This is a genomic window from Nocardia cyriacigeorgica (genome assembly GCF_010858045.1).
Taxonomy (GTDB): Bacteria; Actinomycetota; Actinomycetes; order Mycobacteriales; family Mycobacteriaceae; genus Nocardia; species Nocardia cyriacigeorgica_E.
This window is the reverse complement of the sequence record NZ_JAAGVC010000069.1, coordinates 1-14,702: the sequence shown is the minus strand read 5'-3', so window position 1 is coordinate 14,702 and position 14,702 is coordinate 1. Positions and strand designations below refer to the sequence as shown.

Annotated in this window: 19 protein-coding genes and 1 tRNA gene; 8 read left to right on the top strand and 12 right to left on the bottom strand. The window is 68.1% G+C overall.

All coding sequences use genetic code 11. The annotated features are described in order from the left end of the window. The first annotated feature begins 213 nt into the window (after positions 1 to 213). Positions 214 to 1,224 carry a zinc-binding dehydrogenase gene (locus GV790_RS28205; RefSeq protein WP_163817779.1) on the top strand — a complete coding sequence of 337 codons (1,011 nt, stop codon included), beginning with the start codon at positions 214 to 216 and terminating at the stop codon, positions 1,222 to 1,224. A gap of 226 nt (positions 1,225 to 1,450) precedes the next feature. Here GV790_RS28205 and GV790_RS28200 read toward each other — a convergent pair whose 3' ends face one another. Beyond that, the gene (locus GV790_RS28200) at positions 1,451 to 1,882 is read right to left on the bottom strand and encodes a nitroreductase family deazaflavin-dependent oxidoreductase (protein ID WP_163817777.1); all 432 of its coding nucleotides are present in this window, start codon (positions 1,880 to 1,882) and stop codon (positions 1,451 to 1,453) included. 114 nt (positions 1,883 to 1,996) lie between these two features. Here GV790_RS28200 and GV790_RS28195 point away from each other — a divergent pair. Then, positions 1,997 to 2,070, top strand: a tRNA-Ile gene (locus GV790_RS28195). 275 nt (positions 2,071 to 2,345) lie between these two features. Here GV790_RS28195 and GV790_RS28190 read toward each other — a convergent pair. The 6 genes from GV790_RS28190 to GV790_RS28165 all read right to left on the bottom strand — a co-directional run bounded on the left by GV790_RS28190 (position 2,346) and on the right by GV790_RS28165 (position 5,383). Beyond that, positions 2,346 to 2,837: a DUF4383 domain-containing protein gene (locus GV790_RS28190; RefSeq protein WP_163817775.1), complete on the bottom strand. Its 492-nt coding sequence runs from the start codon at positions 2,835 to 2,837 to the stop codon at positions 2,346 to 2,348. A 327-nt stretch (positions 2,838 to 3,164) separates the two neighbouring features. Next, on the bottom strand, positions 3,165 to 3,425 hold the full coding sequence (locus GV790_RS28185; protein WP_163817773.1) for a DUF4235 domain-containing protein: 261 nt from the start codon (positions 3,423 to 3,425) through the stop codon (positions 3,165 to 3,167). Then, positions 3,422 to 3,781 (bottom strand): DUF3618 domain-containing protein, encoded by a 360-nt coding sequence (locus GV790_RS28180; protein WP_163817771.1) that lies wholly within the window; start codon positions 3,779 to 3,781, stop codon positions 3,422 to 3,424. The genes GV790_RS28185 and GV790_RS28180 overlap by 4 nt, the downstream gene beginning before the upstream one ends. Next, the gene (locus GV790_RS28175; RefSeq protein ID WP_163817769.1) at positions 3,781 to 4,191 is read right to left on the bottom strand and encodes a phage holin family protein; all 411 of its coding nucleotides are present in this window, start codon (positions 4,189 to 4,191) and stop codon (positions 3,781 to 3,783) included. The genes GV790_RS28180 and GV790_RS28175 overlap by 1 nt, the downstream gene beginning before the upstream one ends. 33 nt (positions 4,192 to 4,224) lie before the next feature. Beyond that, complete coding sequence (locus GV790_RS28170) at positions 4,225 to 4,650, bottom strand: DUF4383 domain-containing protein (RefSeq protein WP_163817781.1); 426 nt, start codon at positions 4,648 to 4,650, stop codon at positions 4,225 to 4,227. A 151-nt stretch (positions 4,651 to 4,801) separates the two neighbouring features. Beyond that, positions 4,802 to 5,383, bottom strand: coding sequence for a TetR/AcrR family transcriptional regulator (locus tag GV790_RS28165; RefSeq protein ID WP_163817767.1), 582 nt, complete (start codon positions 5,381 to 5,383; stop codon positions 4,802 to 4,804). 88 nt (positions 5,384 to 5,471) lie between these two features. On the opposite strand from GV790_RS28165, the gene GV790_RS28160 reads away from it, so the two are divergent. Then, positions 5,472 to 6,509: a beta-ketoacyl-ACP synthase III gene (locus tag GV790_RS28160; protein WP_163817765.1), complete on the top strand. Its 1,038-nt coding sequence runs from the start codon at positions 5,472 to 5,474 to the stop codon at positions 6,507 to 6,509. Between the two features lie 66 nt (positions 6,510 to 6,575). Here GV790_RS28160 and GV790_RS28155 read toward each other — a convergent pair whose 3' ends face one another. Beyond that, complete coding sequence (locus GV790_RS28155) at positions 6,576 to 6,941, bottom strand: PepSY domain-containing protein (RefSeq protein ID WP_163817763.1); 366 nt, start codon at positions 6,939 to 6,941, stop codon at positions 6,576 to 6,578. 120 nt (positions 6,942 to 7,061) lie between these two features. On the opposite strand from GV790_RS28155, the gene GV790_RS28150 reads away from it, so the two are divergent. Both GV790_RS28150 and GV790_RS28145 read left to right on the top strand, forming a co-directional pair. Further along, entirely contained in the window at positions 7,062 to 7,739 is a 678-nt protein-coding gene (locus tag GV790_RS28150; protein WP_163817760.1) for a response regulator, read from the top strand. A 4-nt stretch (positions 7,740 to 7,743) separates the two neighbouring features. Further along, positions 7,744 to 9,393, top strand: coding sequence for a sensor histidine kinase (locus GV790_RS28145; RefSeq protein ID WP_163817758.1), 1,650 nt, complete (start codon positions 7,744 to 7,746; stop codon positions 9,391 to 9,393). Between the two features lie 12 nt (positions 9,394 to 9,405). On the opposite strand, the gene GV790_RS28140 is transcribed toward GV790_RS28145, so the two are convergent. Continuing rightward, positions 9,406 to 10,359 (bottom strand): acyl-ACP desaturase, encoded by a 954-nt coding sequence (locus GV790_RS28140; protein ID WP_163817756.1) that lies wholly within the window; start codon positions 10,357 to 10,359, stop codon positions 9,406 to 9,408. Positions 10,360 to 10,725: 366 nt separating this feature from the next. On the opposite strand from GV790_RS28140, the gene GV790_RS28135 reads away from it, so the two are divergent. From GV790_RS28135 to GV790_RS28125, 3 genes are read left to right on the top strand one after another with little or no spacing between them, the layout of a single operon-like run. Beyond that, the gene (locus GV790_RS28135; protein WP_163817754.1) at positions 10,726 to 11,070 is read left to right on the top strand and encodes a YciI family protein; all 345 of its coding nucleotides are present in this window, start codon (positions 10,726 to 10,728) and stop codon (positions 11,068 to 11,070) included. Then, positions 11,067 to 12,359 carry an RNA polymerase sigma factor gene (locus GV790_RS28130; protein ID WP_309139044.1) on the top strand — a complete coding sequence of 431 codons (1,293 nt, stop codon included), beginning with the start codon at positions 11,067 to 11,069 and terminating at the stop codon, positions 12,357 to 12,359. The genes GV790_RS28135 and GV790_RS28130 overlap by 4 nt, the downstream gene beginning before the upstream one ends. Beyond that, complete coding sequence (locus GV790_RS28125; RefSeq protein ID WP_163817752.1) at positions 12,356 to 12,775, top strand: hypothetical protein; 420 nt, start codon at positions 12,356 to 12,358, stop codon at positions 12,773 to 12,775. Before GV790_RS28130 ends, GV790_RS28125 begins: the two co-directional genes overlap by 4 nt. Positions 12,776 to 12,851: 76 nt before the next feature. Here the strand turns inward: GV790_RS28125 and GV790_RS28120 are convergent, their stop codons facing one another. From GV790_RS28120 to GV790_RS28110, 3 genes are all read right to left on the bottom strand, one after another. After that, positions 12,852 to 13,355, bottom strand: a complete 504-nt coding sequence (locus GV790_RS28120; protein ID WP_163817750.1) for a hypothetical protein — start codon at positions 13,353 to 13,355, stop codon at positions 12,852 to 12,854. Then, on the bottom strand, positions 13,352 to 14,407 hold the full coding sequence (locus GV790_RS28115; protein ID WP_163817748.1) for a DNA polymerase III subunit beta family protein: 1,056 nt from the start codon (positions 14,405 to 14,407) through the stop codon (positions 13,352 to 13,354). The genes GV790_RS28120 and GV790_RS28115 overlap by 4 nt, the downstream gene beginning before the upstream one ends. 73 nt (positions 14,408 to 14,480) lie before the next feature. After that, positions 14,481 to 14,702: hypothetical protein (locus GV790_RS28110; protein WP_163817746.1), on the bottom strand; the 222-nt coding region annotated here is incomplete at its 5' end.

Below are 14,702 nucleotides of genomic sequence, written 5' to 3'. Positions count from 1 at the left end.
CCGGGCCGTAACGACGCATCCGGTAGAGGTTGTCGTAGTGCTGCTGCTTGCGCTTTTCCTCATCAGCGTCGACGCCCGAAAATGTAGTGGTGGCTGTGGGGGTGGTGGCTGAGCCGGACCGATCGAGTGACGGCCCCTCGGCGCTTGACCTGAACCATGCTTCAGGGTCGAGGCTCGTCGTATCCGAAGATCCGGAGACGATGGAGGTTGGTCATGCGAGCGGTGTACGTCACGAAGTTCGGCGGTCCAGAGGTTCTCGAGGTGCGTGATGTGCCCGAACCCGTCCCCGGGGCGGGAGAAGTCCTGGTCGATGTGGTCGCGGCCGACGTCATGTTCCTCGACACCCGGCTGCGCTCCGGGTGGGGGACCGACTTCTTCCCCGTCGAGCCGCCCTACGTGCCGGGCGGCGCGATCGGCGGGGTGGTCGCCGCGGTCGGCCCGGACGTCGACCCCTCCTGGGTCGGCACGCGGGTCAGTACGGCGACCGTGCGCAGCGGGATCGGCGGTGGCCTGCCGATCGGTGGATACGCGGAGAAGGCACTGTCCAGGGCTGAAACGCTCACTCCGGTACCCGACGACGTCACGCTGGAACAGGCGGTCGCGCTGACCCACGACGGCAAGACCGCGCTGGCGGTCTTCGACCGGGCCGCGATCGAATCCGGCGAGTGGGTGCTCATCACCGCGGCGGCAGGCGGGCTCGGCACCCTGCTCACCCAACGCGCGCGCACCGCCGGCGCGAAAGTGATCGCGGCGGCGCGCGGCGCGGCCAAACTCGAAGTGGCCCGTCGGCTCGGCGCCGACGTGCTGGTCGACTACTCCGAACCCGGGTGGGTGGACGAGGTTCGGGCCGCGACCGGTGGGCCCGGCGCACAGGTGGTACTCGACGGCGCCGGTGGTGAACTCGGAGGCGCGGCAGTCGAAGCACTCGCCGACGGCGGCCGGTTCATCGGGTACGGGTCCGCGGCAGGCGATTTCGCCGCGGTCGATACCGATGCCGCACAGCAGCGGGGTCTCACGGTGCTCGGTCTGTTCGACATCGCGTCCGACGCTACCGATTGGTCTGCCCTGGCCGAGCGTGCGTTGGCGGAGGTCGCCGCCGGGCGTTGGGAAGTGGTGATCGGACAGACTTTTCCGCTGGCGGAAGCCGATCGGGCGCATGCGGCGATCGATTCGCGCGGTGCCATCGGACGCACACTGTTGAGTAACACAAACCGACCGAAATGAATACCAGCGGGTAGCGAATTCTGGGGCTATGGTGCCTGCGTGCTTACCGCAGCAATAGTTGTCATGATCCTCATTCTCGTTGCGTCCGTAGTGCATATCGCCAGCCGTCCACCACGCGGCGCGGCGCTATCGGAACGCGGACGAAGTGCCGGGTCCGGCACGGAACGAGAACGGGAACGTCAGTACTGACCGTCCACCTCCGCCTAGACGGTGGTGCTCGCCCCGGTCATTCGGCCGGGGTGAGCACCACCACCGCGATGGGTCGCCGTGTGCGCGCCTGATATTCGCTGTAGCGGCCCTGATTCACCCGATCCACCAGCTCCCAACGCCGCGCGTACTCCGGGTCGTCCGGCAGCGTCGGCCGGGCCGTGACGCGCAGTGTGCGCCGCCCGATCTGGATCTCGCATTCCGGCCGCGCCTTCAGGTTCGCCAGCCAGCCCGGCGGGCGCGGCGAACCGCCATTCGACGCCGTCACCAGATAATCGCGCCCATCCTTTGCGTATGTGAGCGCCGAGGTTCGCGGTTTCCCCGTTTTACGCCCCACCGTGCGCAACAACAATGTGGGATTCCCGAACAGCAGCCGATGCCCCACCCATCCGCCACTGTGCTCGTAGATCCACTGGTGTGCCTGCAACACTTTCGTGAAAACCCCGGCCATACCAACCCCTCAGCAATAGCGCCAACGCCCCACCCTAACCACGCCCCATCCCGATTGGCCCGCGCCGCGCCCGACCCGGTACCATTCCCAGCACCTGCGGACCCACCGCATCCGGGGGCGGTAGCTCAGTCGGTTAGAGCCGTGGACTCATAATCCATTGGTCGCGGGTTCGAGCCCCGCCCGCCCCACAAACAACCTTCCACCAGCGGAAACGCCCGAAGCTCCAGCTGTCTTTGCGCAGAACAGCGCTCCGTCAGCAATGTATTCGATACTCGACTGGAAGATCTGCGCGGACGGCGTCTCGGCGATCGAGCAAAACCGCTGGCAGCCAAGATGATCGCCCGCAGCCACGCAGGGGCTGGTCGACTTCGCCGGCGGCCCCGGCGCTGTCACCGGAGTCCTGGCTCTGGCAGCCAGTGGCGGAGCTTCGGACCGATGGGGCGCAGCCGGCGGGGTGCCTTGGTCAGCGGGCGGGCAGGGACTTGCGTGCATAGGCGGAGTAGGCGCCGATCGCGGCGACCACGGAGATCAGGGTGCCTTCGATCGCGTGGACGATGTTGCCGAAGGTGTCCACCGCCATCGTGTGCAGCACATTGTCCCCGCCCGCGAGTCCAAGTGCCGCCACGAGCAGGTAGAAGGGACCGCAGGCCACGGTGTATCCGAGAGCGCGGAGGTGCTTCGGGGCGAGGACGAGGCCGGCGATTCCGGTGATCAGGTGGAATAGAGCGTGCCAGCCGTTGACCGTCACCGGGATGAAGCCGAGGAACTGGATGGTGCAGGCGTGCATGTGGCTGCCGAAGGCCATGTCGGGGTAGATCCCGAACGCGATGATGCCATTGAGGGTGAACCACGCGCCGACGGCGAAGACGAAGAACTGCATCGGCGTGGCCAGCACGGCGTCGACGTAGCGTAGCGCGGCGGCACGGAAGGTTTCGAAGGTCATTGTTCCTGACATCCCAGTCGTCTCATCATCTCGGGCATGCAGGTCGCATGACCATTCTCGGCCGGGGTTCCGCAGGACAGGAAGCGGTCCGTTGTCGGCGTCTGCGCAGCCGGGGACTATTCGCGGTGCGCTTGGTCGGCCCGCCACAAGATACTACAACAATTTGGCGTGCGATAGAGAAGTGTAATGCCGCTCGATCATGACCGTCGCGACGTCACCTCGGACAGTCCGGTGCGGGCAGATGCCGGAAACCGGTCGTTGACCGGTGGTCTGGTCCGGCCGGCATGAGCAAGCAGGAGACTGCACGGCAGCACAGCTTCGCGCGGTGGCTACCCGGTGTCAGTTCCCCGGCCAGGTGCCCGTGACGCGCTGGTAGCCGGTGGCGCCCGCGCGGTCGACGGCGGCCTTCACCACGCCGAAGATCGCGCCCTGCAGGGCCGCGGCGAGCAGGACTTCGCGCCAGCCGTAATCGCGGGAGGTGGCATCGGGGGCGTCGTCCTCGCCGCTCAATCGGCGCCACACCTGGGCGAAGACGGCGCTGGCCGCGATACCGCCGAGGACGCCGACGAGGGCGCCCAGCGGCTTGTAGAGCACCTTCATGCCCGCCTCCAGCGCACGATCAACCAGATCACGGCAAGCGCGGAGACGGCGCCGACCGCGACATAAGCGGGTCTGCGGCGCGCGCTCTCGACCACGCGTCCGGTGCGGTCGACGACCGGGGCGGGCGCGAGATGCCCAGCCTTGCTGCGAGCCCGATCGGTGGTTTCGAGCACGGCCGACTTCGCCTCGCTCACGCGATGCCTGCCGGCTTGCGCGACATCGTGCATCTTGTCCTCGGCCCGGGAGCGGACATCGAATTTGCCGCTCAGCTCGGCGACGGTTTCACCGAGCTGACGCCGGGTCAGATCGCGGTCCATGCGCAGCAGTTCGGCTTCGTCGGGTTCGAGCTCGCCCATCATCGCCTCCATTCCTTGACCACATCGAGGTCCTCGCGCACACCCTGTACCGCTTCACGCGGAATGGGCGGGGCCGCCTCGGACACGTTCTTCTTGCCGAGCAGTCCGAGTACCGCTGCCACCACGAGCAGCGCCCCACCGACGATGAGGGCCGCCGCCCACCCCGGCAGCACCAGGGCCAGCGCCATCACCGCTGCGGCGATCAAGGCGGCGCCGCCGTAGAAGGCCAGCACGCCAGCGGCGCCGGCGAGACCCAGGCCTGCGGCGAGGCCCTTGGTGCGGTCCTGCATTTCGATACGGGCCAGCCGGATCTCGTCACGAACCAGCCGCGAGAGCTGAGTGGTGGCGTCGTCGACGAGTTCGCTGATCGAGCGCGTCTGCGGCGACGGCGCGTGATAGGTCTCTGCCATGGTGAATCCCTCCTCGCCTGTTCGTCTCCCGCGCTATTCGATGATTCCCGGTTGCCGCCCCGTCAGGTGCTGACCGGTACTGGTCTTGCGGGGCAGGATCACACCGAGCGCGATCATGGCCAGGCCGAGGCCGAAGTGCAGCCAGTTGTCGGCGGTGTCGAGGGGAACGAAGTTGGCGTCGCTGTTCTGATCGATGACGAGGCCGTAGATCCACAGCACGAGATAGATCGCGCCGCCGCCGATCAGGAAGCTGCGGGCAGCGGGCGGATTCGCGCCTGCGATCAGGCCGACGACACCGAAGGCCAGGTGCACGAGGTTGTGCAGAATCGACACGTTGAACAGGCCGAGCAACTGGGCTTCGGAATGATGGCCCGCCCATTCCAGAGTGTCGTAGTTCGTGGTGATGCCCGGAATGAATCCGAGGACTCCTACCAGGAGAAACGCCGCGCCCACGGCCATCGCCGCGAGCTGGATCGGCGTGCGCGCTGTGACTGTGGTGTTGTTCGGCACGGGTCTGGTCCTTTCGTCGCACCGGCCGCGCACGCGTTGCTTGCCGCACGGCCCCGACATCGGCCGGATGCCCGGCAACGGCCTCGGCAAACACCCGCGGTCAACTCGGCGGCAGATAGGTCCTCAGCAGCACCGCGAGCTGGTTGCGTGCGTCGTCGAACGGATGCGCCGACTTCAGGGCGCGGCTCTGCACGATGGCGCCCTCGATCACCGACAACAACAGACCGGCCACCGAGCAGGCGGTGGCGCGTTCGACGCCCGCGGCGACGAGCCCGTCGGCGAGCCGGGCGGTCCATTCCGCGAACGCCTGCCCGGCCGCTGATTGCACGGGCGGGGTCAGTTCGTCCAGTGCGGCCGCCATCATGAACGATCCGGCCCGATAGTCGCTGGTTTCGAGGGCCTCGCGCCAGAAGGCGAAGAGTTCGTCGAGCCAGACTTCGACCGACGCTGCCGTCGGTAACGCCTCGGCCATGGCGCTGACGTGCGAATACACCAGTCGCGAGACGATCCTGGCCGCCGTCTCTACCAGCTCGGTCTTGCCCGCGGGGAAGTGCTGGTACAGCGAGTTGCGCGAGGCGTTGCCGCGTTTGAGCAGTTCGCTCAGGCCTGCGGCGTGCACACCGTGTTCTTGCACGGTGCTGATGGTCGCGGCGATCAGTCGGGCGCGGGGTCCGGCTGCCACTGATGTCCTCCAAGCCTTGATTGAACCGATCGGTCCATGTTAGAACTTCGACGACGTGAACCGATCGGTTCACAGGGAGAGGAACCCCGTGCCCGCGCATATCGCCACCGCCACCCCCGTCGCCCATGCCGCCCTACTCGGCCTCGGGGTCTATCGCCCCCGCCGCGTCGTCCCCAACGCCGAGATCGTCGACCGCATCGATTCCTCCGACGAGTGGATCCGCACCCGGTCCGGCATCGCCGCCAGACACTGGGCCGATGCCGACGAGACCATCGTCGGCATGAGCAGCGCCGCCGCCCGTGACGCGCTGAAGGCCGCGGGCCTGGCCGCCGCCGAGATCGACACGGTCATCCTGGCCACGTCCTCGCAGATGGTGCTCGGACCGTCGGCGGGTGCGGTGGTGGCCACCGAACTCGGCATGCACGACACCGCGGCGTTCGACGTGTCGGCCGGATGCGCCGGTTTCTGCTACGCATTGGCCAATGCCGCGAATCTGGTGCGTGCGGGCCAGGCGCGGCACGTGCTGGTGATCGGGGTGGAGCGGCTGTCGGATCTGCTCGACCCGACCGACCGCAGCTGCGCGTTCATCTTCGCCGACGGTGCGGGCGCGGTCGTCGTCGGACCATCGGACACAGAGGGCGTCGGCCCCGTTGCCTGGGGTTCGGACGGCAGCCAGACCGCGGCGATCAAGCAGGACAAGGATTTCCAGCAGTATTTCGCCGAGGTCGCGGAGGCCGAGGCCACCGGAGGAACCAGCGAGCGCCCCTATATCCGGATGAACGGCCAGGCGGTCTTCCGGTGGGCGGTCACCTTCTTGGAGAAGGCCTGCCGCGACGCGCTCGAACAGGCGGGCGTCACCGTTGACGAGCTGGACGCCTTCGTCCCGCACCAGGCGAACATGCGCATCACCGATGCCCTCACCCGTGCGCTGCACATCCCCGACTCGGTGGCCATCGCCCGCGACATCGTCGACACCGGAAACACCAGTGCCGCCTCGATTCCGATGGCCATGCACCAGCTGCTGCGCACCGGGGCATCGCAACCGGGTGATACGGCACTGCTGGTGGGTTTCGGCGCCGGACTGGCCTACGCGGGCCAGGTGGTGCAGCTGCCCGCCTTCGCCTGAGGCCCGTCACGGCAACGGCGTGACGATCGGCCCGGCGCCGCCTCCGGGCCGATCGCTACGGCACCGTCAGTCGTGGTCGACGGTGCCGAGCACCTTGCCGGTGTTGGCGTCGATGGTCACGTCGTATTCGACGCCCGCCGGTGTGCGAACATCGACCTCCCACACCGGGGTACCCAGTTCGGTATCGAACTCGGCGGAGGTCGCGACGCCGTCCGGCACCTGCGCGGCGGCGGTGTTCATGGCCTCCTGGCGGTCGATGCTCGGGTTCGCCATCAGCGACCATTCGGTGATCGGCCGGTCGAGGGCGATGGTGTGCTGGGAATCGTTGCCGAGAACCAGAGCGGCGACGCCGATGCCGGCGGCCGCGAGGACCACGGCGCCGACGACGACCCAGCGAAGTCCGGCGGTGGCCCGGCGCAGGATGCTGACCATGATGAAACCTCCTGTGGGAGTGTGCGGTGCGAATGTGGTGACCACTGTGGCAGGGCAATGCTGAAGCCGACCTGAACCAACCTGAAGGACGTTTCAGCAAGAATCTGCCACTCTTGGCGCATGCGTCTGCTGATCGTGGAGGACGAGAAACGTCTCGCCCTCGCACTGGCAAAGGGTTTGTCCGCCGAGGGTTTCGCCGTCGACGTGGTGCACGACGGTGCCGAAGGGCTGCACCGGGCCATCACCGCCGACTACGACCTGATCATTCTCGACATCATGCTGCCCGGAATGAACGGTTACCAGGTGTGCGCGACGCTGCGGGCCGCGGGCCACGAGACGCCCGTGCTGATGCTCACCGCGAAAGACGGTGAGTACGACGAGGCCGAGGGGCTGGACACCGGCGCCGACGACTATCTCAGCAAACCGTTCTCGTACGTGGTGCTCGTCGCCCGCATCCGGGCCCTGCTGCGCAGACGGACCCGGGCGGGCGCCACAGTGCTGCGCGTCGGACAGCTCGTCTTGGATCCTGCCACCCGGTTGTGCCGTCGCGGCGAACAGGAGGTCTCACTCACCGCCAAGGAATTCGCGGTCCTGGAGCACCTGGCCGTCCGCGCCGGTGAGGTCGTGTCGAAAGCCGATATTCTGGAACATGTCTGGGACTTCGCCTATGACGGGGACCCGAATATCGTCGAGGTGTACATCAGCGCGCTGCGCCGCAAGATCGACGCGCCCTTCGCCTGCCGCACCATCCTGACCGTCCGCGGCGCCGGCTATCGCCTGACGGCCGACCGTGCGTGAACCGATGCGACGCCGCAGCTCGCCGTGGAGCTCGGTACGAGCGCGCACCACGACCGCCGCGACGGTCGTGGTGGCGCTGGCACTGACGGCCACCGGCCTACTGGTGCTCGCAGCGCTCCGCAACAACCTGGTCGAGAGCGCGAGTATGCAGGCGGAGGGAACCGCGCACGATATCGTCGCCCAGCTCGACGCCGGTACCGATCTCGCCCGCCTGCGCTTCCCGGACCCCGATGACGAACCGGCACAAGTTGTTTCGATCGACGGCGCCGTGCTCGCCGCCGACGAGGAACTGACGATCACCGCGCCGCTGACCGACATCACGCCGAAGACGACCGGCGGAGACCACAGTGCTTCCGGTACAGGCGGTGGCGAAGGCGACGAAGGTGAAGAAGAAGACGACGATGACGACGATGAGGAGGACGAGGACTCCGAAGAGGGAAGCTCCGGGGACGAGCCGGCCGAAGGATCGGCCACCGGCTCGAATGGTGGCGCGGCCGCTGAGCGCGCGGGCGCGGGGACGATGGGCAGCGGAGGCCTGGCCGGCGCGGGCAACGCGAGAACAGGCAGTGGGACCGCCGCCGGCGGTGCGGGTGCTCCCGGCTCGGCCGAGGCGCCCGGCTCCGGGGAGGTCACCTTCAGCGACGTCGCGCTGACCCCACCCGACGCCGACACTCCCGAAAACTTCCGGGTAGCCGCACTACCGGCCACCCTTGCCAACGGCCAACCGGTCATCGTCTACGCGGCCGCCTCGCTGGAAACCGCCGACAGCGCCGTCGCCGATGCGCGACGCGCCATGCTGATCGGGCTGCCGTTGCTGCTGGCCGTGGTCGCCGCCGTGACCTGGCTGGTCACCAGGCGAGCCTTGCGGCCGGTGGAAGCGATCCGCCGTGAGCTCGCCGAGATCATGCACGGTGACCTCTCCCGCCGGGTCCCCGAACCACGCTCGCGCGACGAGATCGGCAGGCTGGCCGCCACCACCAACGAGACGCTCGCCGCACTGGAGAAATCCTCGGAACGCCAGCGGCGCTTCATCGCCGACGCCGCTCATGAATTGCGCAGTCCGATCGCCAGCCTGCGCACCCAACTCGAGGTGGCGCAAGCGCATCCGGATCTGCTCGAAATGGACGGTGTGCTCGGCGACACCGTCCGGATCCAGCAGCTCGCGGCCGATCTGCTGTTGCTGGCCCGGCTCGACGCGGGTGAGCAACGGCGGACCGACCGGGTGGATCTGCGGACATTGATCGAGCAGGAGATCGCACACCGGATCGGTGACCGCATACCGGTGGCGTGCACGCTGCCCGACGAGGCGATCGAGGTGGCCGGAAGCCGCTCGCAGCTCGCCCGGGTACTCGGCAATCTCGTCGATAATGCCCAGCGGCACGCGGAAACGTCGGTGCGGGTGGGTCTCACGCGCACGGCGGGCACCGCTGTCATCGACGTCGTCGACGACGGCTCCGGCGTCCCCGAGGCCGATCGGGAACGGATCTTTCAGCGTTTCGTTCGCCTGGACGAGGCCCGCAGCCGCGACGATGGCGGTGCCGGACTCGGCCTCGCCATCGTCCGCGACGTCGTCGAACGCCATGAGGGCGTGATCCGCGTCGAAGGGGCGCCGCAGGGTGGCGCCCGCTTCGTCGTCGAACTCCCGGTGGTGTGAGGTCCGGATCCGCTATCCCACGCGGGCCGCTTCGCGGGCCGCTTCCCGGGCGAGAATGCGCTCGCGCTGCTCCTCGAACTTGATCACGTCCCGGGTCAGCTTTTCCATGTACTCGCCGAGCTCTTCCCGGCTGCGCTCGCCGCGTGGCCCGAAATCGTTGCGCTTGAACACATTCCAGATGCGCAGCACGGGCAGCACGACCTCGTCGAGGTGCTGGCGCAGGTCGTAGATGCCGTGCTTGACCATCAGCACGCCGTTGCGGCGCCAGTTCGGCATGCCGGTGCCCGGCATGGAGAACGTCTTCACGATGTGGGTCACCGACTCCATCGTCTGATCCGGGGCGATGTCGAAGGCCGCCGCGGTGACGTTGCGGTAGAACATCATGTGCAGGTTCTCGTCGGCGGCGATGCGTTGCAGCATGCGATCGGCGATCGGATCCTCGCAGACCCGTCCGGTGCTGCGATGGCTGATCCGGGTGGCCAGCTCCTGAATGGTCACGTAGGCGACCTGGTCGAGCACGCCGCTGAAGCCCTCGGGTGCGTGTACACCACGGGTCATGTGCACCATCCGGTCGTTTTCCAGAGCGACGGGATCGACGGCCCTGGTGCAGATCAGATAGTCGCGCATGGCGATGGCGTGCCGGTTCTCCTCGGCCGTCCACCGGCCCACCCAGGTGCCCCAGGCGCCGTCCTGCGAGAAGTTCTCCGAGATCACCCGGTGGTAGGAGGGCAGGTTGTCCTCGGTGAGCAGATTGGTCACCATCGCGACCTTGGCGACCTCCGACAGCCGCGATTGCTCCGGATGCCAATCCTGTCCGCCCATGGCCGCGAAGTTGCGGCCCTCGTCCCACGGTACATAGTCGTGCGGATGCCAGTCCTTGGCCGTGGCCAAGTGCCGGTCGATATTGGTCGCCACCACCGGTTCCAGCTCGGTGAGCAGCTCGAGTTGCGTCAAGTCCCTTGCCATGCAGCGCCTTTCAATTCGATGGAGCACCACGAACATCCCGCTGATCACGCATTCACTGACTGTGCGGCCTAACCGCACCCACACCCTAGACGAGCTCGATCGGTGTGGTGCTCGATTCACGAGCGCCCGGCATCCCACCCCTCCGGACCACCCGGCCCCAACCACGAACGGCCGTATCGAGCCGGTAGACGAGTGTAGCGAGCAGAGCCCGGCCACGACAGCGGCCGAGCGTCGCCCGGCTCTCGTGGTCGACGTCGCGCACGCATCTCGATGAACCGTTCCCACCGGCGTCCGGCAATGACTCGGGCCGGTTGTCGGATTCCTGCGGTCCCCGATCGTCTAATGGGTAGAAGGAGGTGAACCGGCATGAAATACGTGCTGATGTTCTGCGAGACCGAGCAGTGGGAGAAGAAGTGGGAGGCGATGGATCAGGAGGAACGGGATCGGGGGTTCGGGGAGGTTCAGGAGTGGTTGGCGCGGTATGCGGACAGGATTCTGCACAATCGCAAGCTGGCCGAGCCCGATACGGCGACGACGGTTCGGCTCGACACCGACGGTGAACCGTTGATCACCGATGGTCCGTTCGTCGAGGGCAAGGAGGTGGTCAGCGGGTATGTCGAGGTCGATGTGGCCGACCTGGACGAGGCGCTGGCGATGGCACGAACCTGGCCCGGATGCCCGCTGGTAGAGATCCGGCCGGTCCTGATGTGACCGAGCCGCGCGCGGCTGCCGTGCTCGCGGACGTGGTGCGCGAGCACGGCAGCAGGCTGGCATCGGCGCTGGTGTCGTTGCTCGGTGATTTCTCCGCCGCCGAAGACCTGGTGTCGGACGCGGTGGAGAAGGCGCTGCGCACCTGGCCGGTGGACGGGATTCCCGAGCAACCGCAGGCCTGGCTGTTCACCGTCGCCCGCCGGCGCGGGTTGGATGTACTGCGACGAGAGGCGAACTACCGCGACAAGCTGCGCCAATTGCAGTGGCCGGTGTACGACGAACCCGACGACCGGCTGCGGCTGATGTTCACCTGCTGCCACCCGGCCCTGTCCCGCGAAGCCCAGGTGGCGTTGACCTCGCGCATGGTGTGCGGGCTGAGTACGGCCCAGCTGGCGAAGGCGTTCCTGGTGTCGGAATCGACGGTGGCCCAACGCATCACCCGCGCCAAATGCAAAATCAGCCAGGCCGGCATTCCGTACCGCATCCCCGCCGACGACGAGCTCGGTGCCCGGTTGGGTGAGGTGCTCGCCGTCATCTACCTGCTCTTCAACGAGGGCTACCTCGCCACCGAAGACGCCGGCGGACGTGATCTGGCCGCCGACGCCGAATGGCTCGCCACCCTGACCGACCGGCTGCTCCCGGGCGAGCCGGAGGTCATGGGCCTGCTCGCGTTGATCCGGCTGCACCGCGCCAGGGCCAGTGCGCGATTCGACGCCGAAGGGCGGATCGTGCTGCTACGTGATCAGGATCGCGCGGCATGGGACCATCCGGCCATCGACCGGGCGATCCGGCTGCTCACCGAGGCAGGCCGCCGGAAACGTCCCGGCCCGTACCAGCTGCAAGCGGCGATCGTCGCCTGCCATGCCGAGGCTCCGAGCTGGGCGGACACCGATTGGCCGCAGATCGTCGTGCTCTACGACATGCTGCTGCGGCTGACGCCGTCACCGGTGATCCGCGTGCACCGCGCCATCGCACTCGCCCACACCGACGGGCCGCGCGCGGCCCTGGCCGAACTGGATGAGCTGGCCGGCCCGCTGGCGAACTATCACCTGCTGCACGCCACCCGCGCCGAACTCCTGCGCGAACTCGGCCGCGCCGAGGAAGCCGTCGCCGCCGACCAGCGCGCCCTCGCACTCACCCGCAACCCCGCCGAGCAGGCCGTGCTCGAGCAGCGCCTCGGCAGGTTCGGAGACCGGCGGCCGACTCCCGCCGCGACACGCAGCACTCGCGGTAGGTCCGCGCGGACGAAGCCACCTACGGTGGACGAAAACCCGAAGGAGCCGCAGTGAAACCTCGTCATTTCGTGGCCGGTGCCGTGCTCGCCGCGGCGGCGCTCGGCCTCGCGCCTGCCGTCGCTTCCGCGCAAGATCCGGAATTCCCGCGCAACGGAGTCATCCCGCCGGGCACCTACCACGTGATCCGCCACCCCTCGAACGTCATCGGATCTCCGCTGGAGAACTGCGATCTGCAAGTGTTCGTGGATGGCAGGACCGTCGTACTGGTCTGCCCGACCTTCAGCCGGGCGGGCCACCAGCGTCCGGTCGGTACCGACGAAACCTATGTGAGCTTCGACTTCGTGCCGATCGGGCTGGATCTGCGCGATATCGACCCACGCCAAGGGCATTGGATCGGGACCATCAATATCGCGGACACCCCGGTCGCCGCGCCGTATCCGCTGGCCGGGGTGACGTTGCAGCGACGCTGATCGGCTTCGTCGCGGGCGATCCCCAGCGCACCCGGATCGCTCGCGGCGTGTTCGCTGCATCAGCGGCCGCCCCGCATCAGCCGCGGTCGCCCGGCCTGCCCGTGGGGGCGGATTCGCGGCGCATGGTGACACCGGCGTCGATGGCGGCCTCGACCTCGTCGAGCGCGGTGCGGATCATGGCGCCGTATCCGTCCGCGCGCAGCGCATCCACATGGCGGCGGGCCGCCGCGACGTGAGCGCGGGCGGCGTCGAAGGAGGCGAGGCGGCGGTAATCGTCGGCCAGATTGAGATGCAGCGACGGGAAGAACCCGCGGACCTCGAGGGCAGCGTCGAATTGCTGTGTGCGGGTGTCGGTGAGCGCTTCGGCGGCATCCAGCGCGCGAATGTTCCAGGTCAATGCCTCGGCGGGATCGTCATGGAGGTCCGCGAGATAGTGGGCGAGGGTGCAGCGGTGCAGCGGGTCGCCGTGCGGGCCGAGGTCGGCCCATAGTTCGGTGAGCGCCGTGCGGGCACCGTCACCGTCGCCGGCGCGGCCACGAGTGACTGCCTCGGTGATGGCGGCCATGGTCGGATCGGTCATGCGGGATTCTCCTCGGAGTCGGTGGGTAGCCGGGTCGGCATGGCGAGCGTGGTCAGATCGCCGTCGGTGGCCGAGCGGATGACGACGGGCAGGTCGGGTGCGGCGATGTCGAGCATGATGTCGGGGCCGACGGCAGCGGTGAGCGCGGGGAGCAAGGTGGAGCGAGCGAACGCCAGCGCGGTATCCGGGCCGCTCACCGTCGCCGGGAGGACGCCGGCCGCACCGACGGTCAGGGCGCTCCCACGGATCGACATGCGGAGCACGTCCCCACCGGATTCCAGGGCGTCGGCCAGCTCACCACGTCCCACGATCACCCGGGTCCGTACCGGCGCGAGCTCCGACAGCAGCGCCTGATGGTCCGGGAACTGCTCCTCGATCGTGGCGCAGTGGTGCTCGGTTCCACCACCGGTCAGCTGCACGACACCGGCGCGCGGGCGCAGCGCGATGTCGGTCTGTTCCATCAACCAGGGCACCGTCCGCGCCAGCTCACCCGCGTCCACCACTCGTGACCAGCTCGCACCCTTCCATGAGTGCGGTACCAGGGTGCGGGTGGTCAGCCGATAGCGATCGGTGGCGGTGAGCACGACGGCCTCGTGCCCGGCTTCGATGAAAATGCCGGTGAGCACCCGGAACTCGCCGTCGCGCGCGACCGCCGATCCGACCTGGCCGATCGCCTCGGCCAGCAGCGCACCCGGCAGCGTCACCCGGGGCAGGGCCGCGAGCTCGGATTTGATCGCGGCAGCCGTCGCCGCGGCTTCCTCGGCCCGGCGCGCCATCGCGTCCACATGCTCGTCCAGGAGCCGCGCGGCCTGGTCCGTCTCGGCGGACAGAATCGCGGCGACGGTATCGAGCCCGATGCCGATATCGCGCAGCTTGCGAATGAGTATCGCGCGTTCGCGCTGGTCGTCGGTGTAGTACCGGTAGCCGGTGGTGGCGTCGACCTCGGCGGGCACCAGTAGGCCGCAGTCGTCGTAGAAGCGCAACGCGCTCGGCGTCAGCCCGCACGCGCGCGCCAGCACCCCGATGGTGATCAGTTGCCTGTCCGCAGTCACCCGGCCATCATCGGGCTTCAACCAACTCGAAGGTCAAGCTCACCCGGCTACGCCGGCGGGCAGGCGAACGCGATCAGCCGATGACGGCGTTCATGATGGTGCCCGCACTGGTGGCGACCACACCACCGATCATCGCGCCGGCCACCATCTTCGGCGACTCCAGACCGCCTCCGGTCCACTTCTCCCAGGCGAACTTGCCGCCCGCGTAGATGATGCCGCAGACCCCGGACAGCAGCACGAACCAGGTCAGGTAGCGGACGAGTTGGAGAATCTTCTCCGACATCGGCGGCGCTTC

Coding starts and splice junctions, on each gene's coding strand:
- GV790_RS28205 (WP_163817779.1), top strand. CDS start 214: ATGCGAGCGGTGTACGTCACGAAGTTCGGCGGTCCAGAGGTTCTCGAG.
- GV790_RS28170 (WP_163817781.1), bottom strand. CDS start 4,650: ATGGCCGTGGGCGCGGCGTTTCTCCTGGTAGGAGTCCTCGGATTCATT.
- GV790_RS28120 (WP_163817750.1), bottom strand. CDS start 13,355: ATGACCGATCCGACCATGGCCGCCATCACCGAGGCAGTCACTCGTGGC.
- GV790_RS28190 (WP_163817775.1), bottom strand. CDS start 2,837: ATGTCAGGAACAATGACCTTCGAAACCTTCCGTGCCGCCGCGCTACGC.
- GV790_RS28200 (WP_163817777.1), bottom strand. CDS start 1,882: ATGGCCGGGGTTTTCACGAAAGTGTTGCAGGCACACCAGTGGATCTAC.
- GV790_RS28135 (WP_163817754.1), top strand. CDS start 10,726: ATGAAATACGTGCTGATGTTCTGCGAGACCGAGCAGTGGGAGAAGAAG.
- GV790_RS28185 (WP_163817773.1), bottom strand. CDS start 3,425: ATGAAGGTGCTCTACAAGCCGCTGGGCGCCCTCGTCGGCGTCCTCGGC.
- GV790_RS28150 (WP_163817760.1), top strand. CDS start 7,062: ATGCGTCTGCTGATCGTGGAGGACGAGAAACGTCTCGCCCTCGCACTG.
- GV790_RS28155 (WP_163817763.1), bottom strand. CDS start 6,941: ATGGTCAGCATCCTGCGCCGGGCCACCGCCGGACTTCGCTGGGTCGTC.
- GV790_RS28145 (WP_163817758.1), top strand. CDS start 7,744: ATGCGACGCCGCAGCTCGCCGTGGAGCTCGGTACGAGCGCGCACCACG.
- GV790_RS28175 (WP_163817769.1), bottom strand. CDS start 4,191: ATGGCAGAGACCTATCACGCGCCGTCGCCGCAGACGCGCTCGATCAGC.
- GV790_RS28140 (WP_163817756.1), bottom strand. CDS start 10,359: ATGGCAAGGGACTTGACGCAACTCGAGCTGCTCACCGAGCTGGAACCG.
- GV790_RS28180 (WP_163817771.1), bottom strand. CDS start 3,781: ATGGGCGAGCTCGAACCCGACGAAGCCGAACTGCTGCGCATGGACCGC.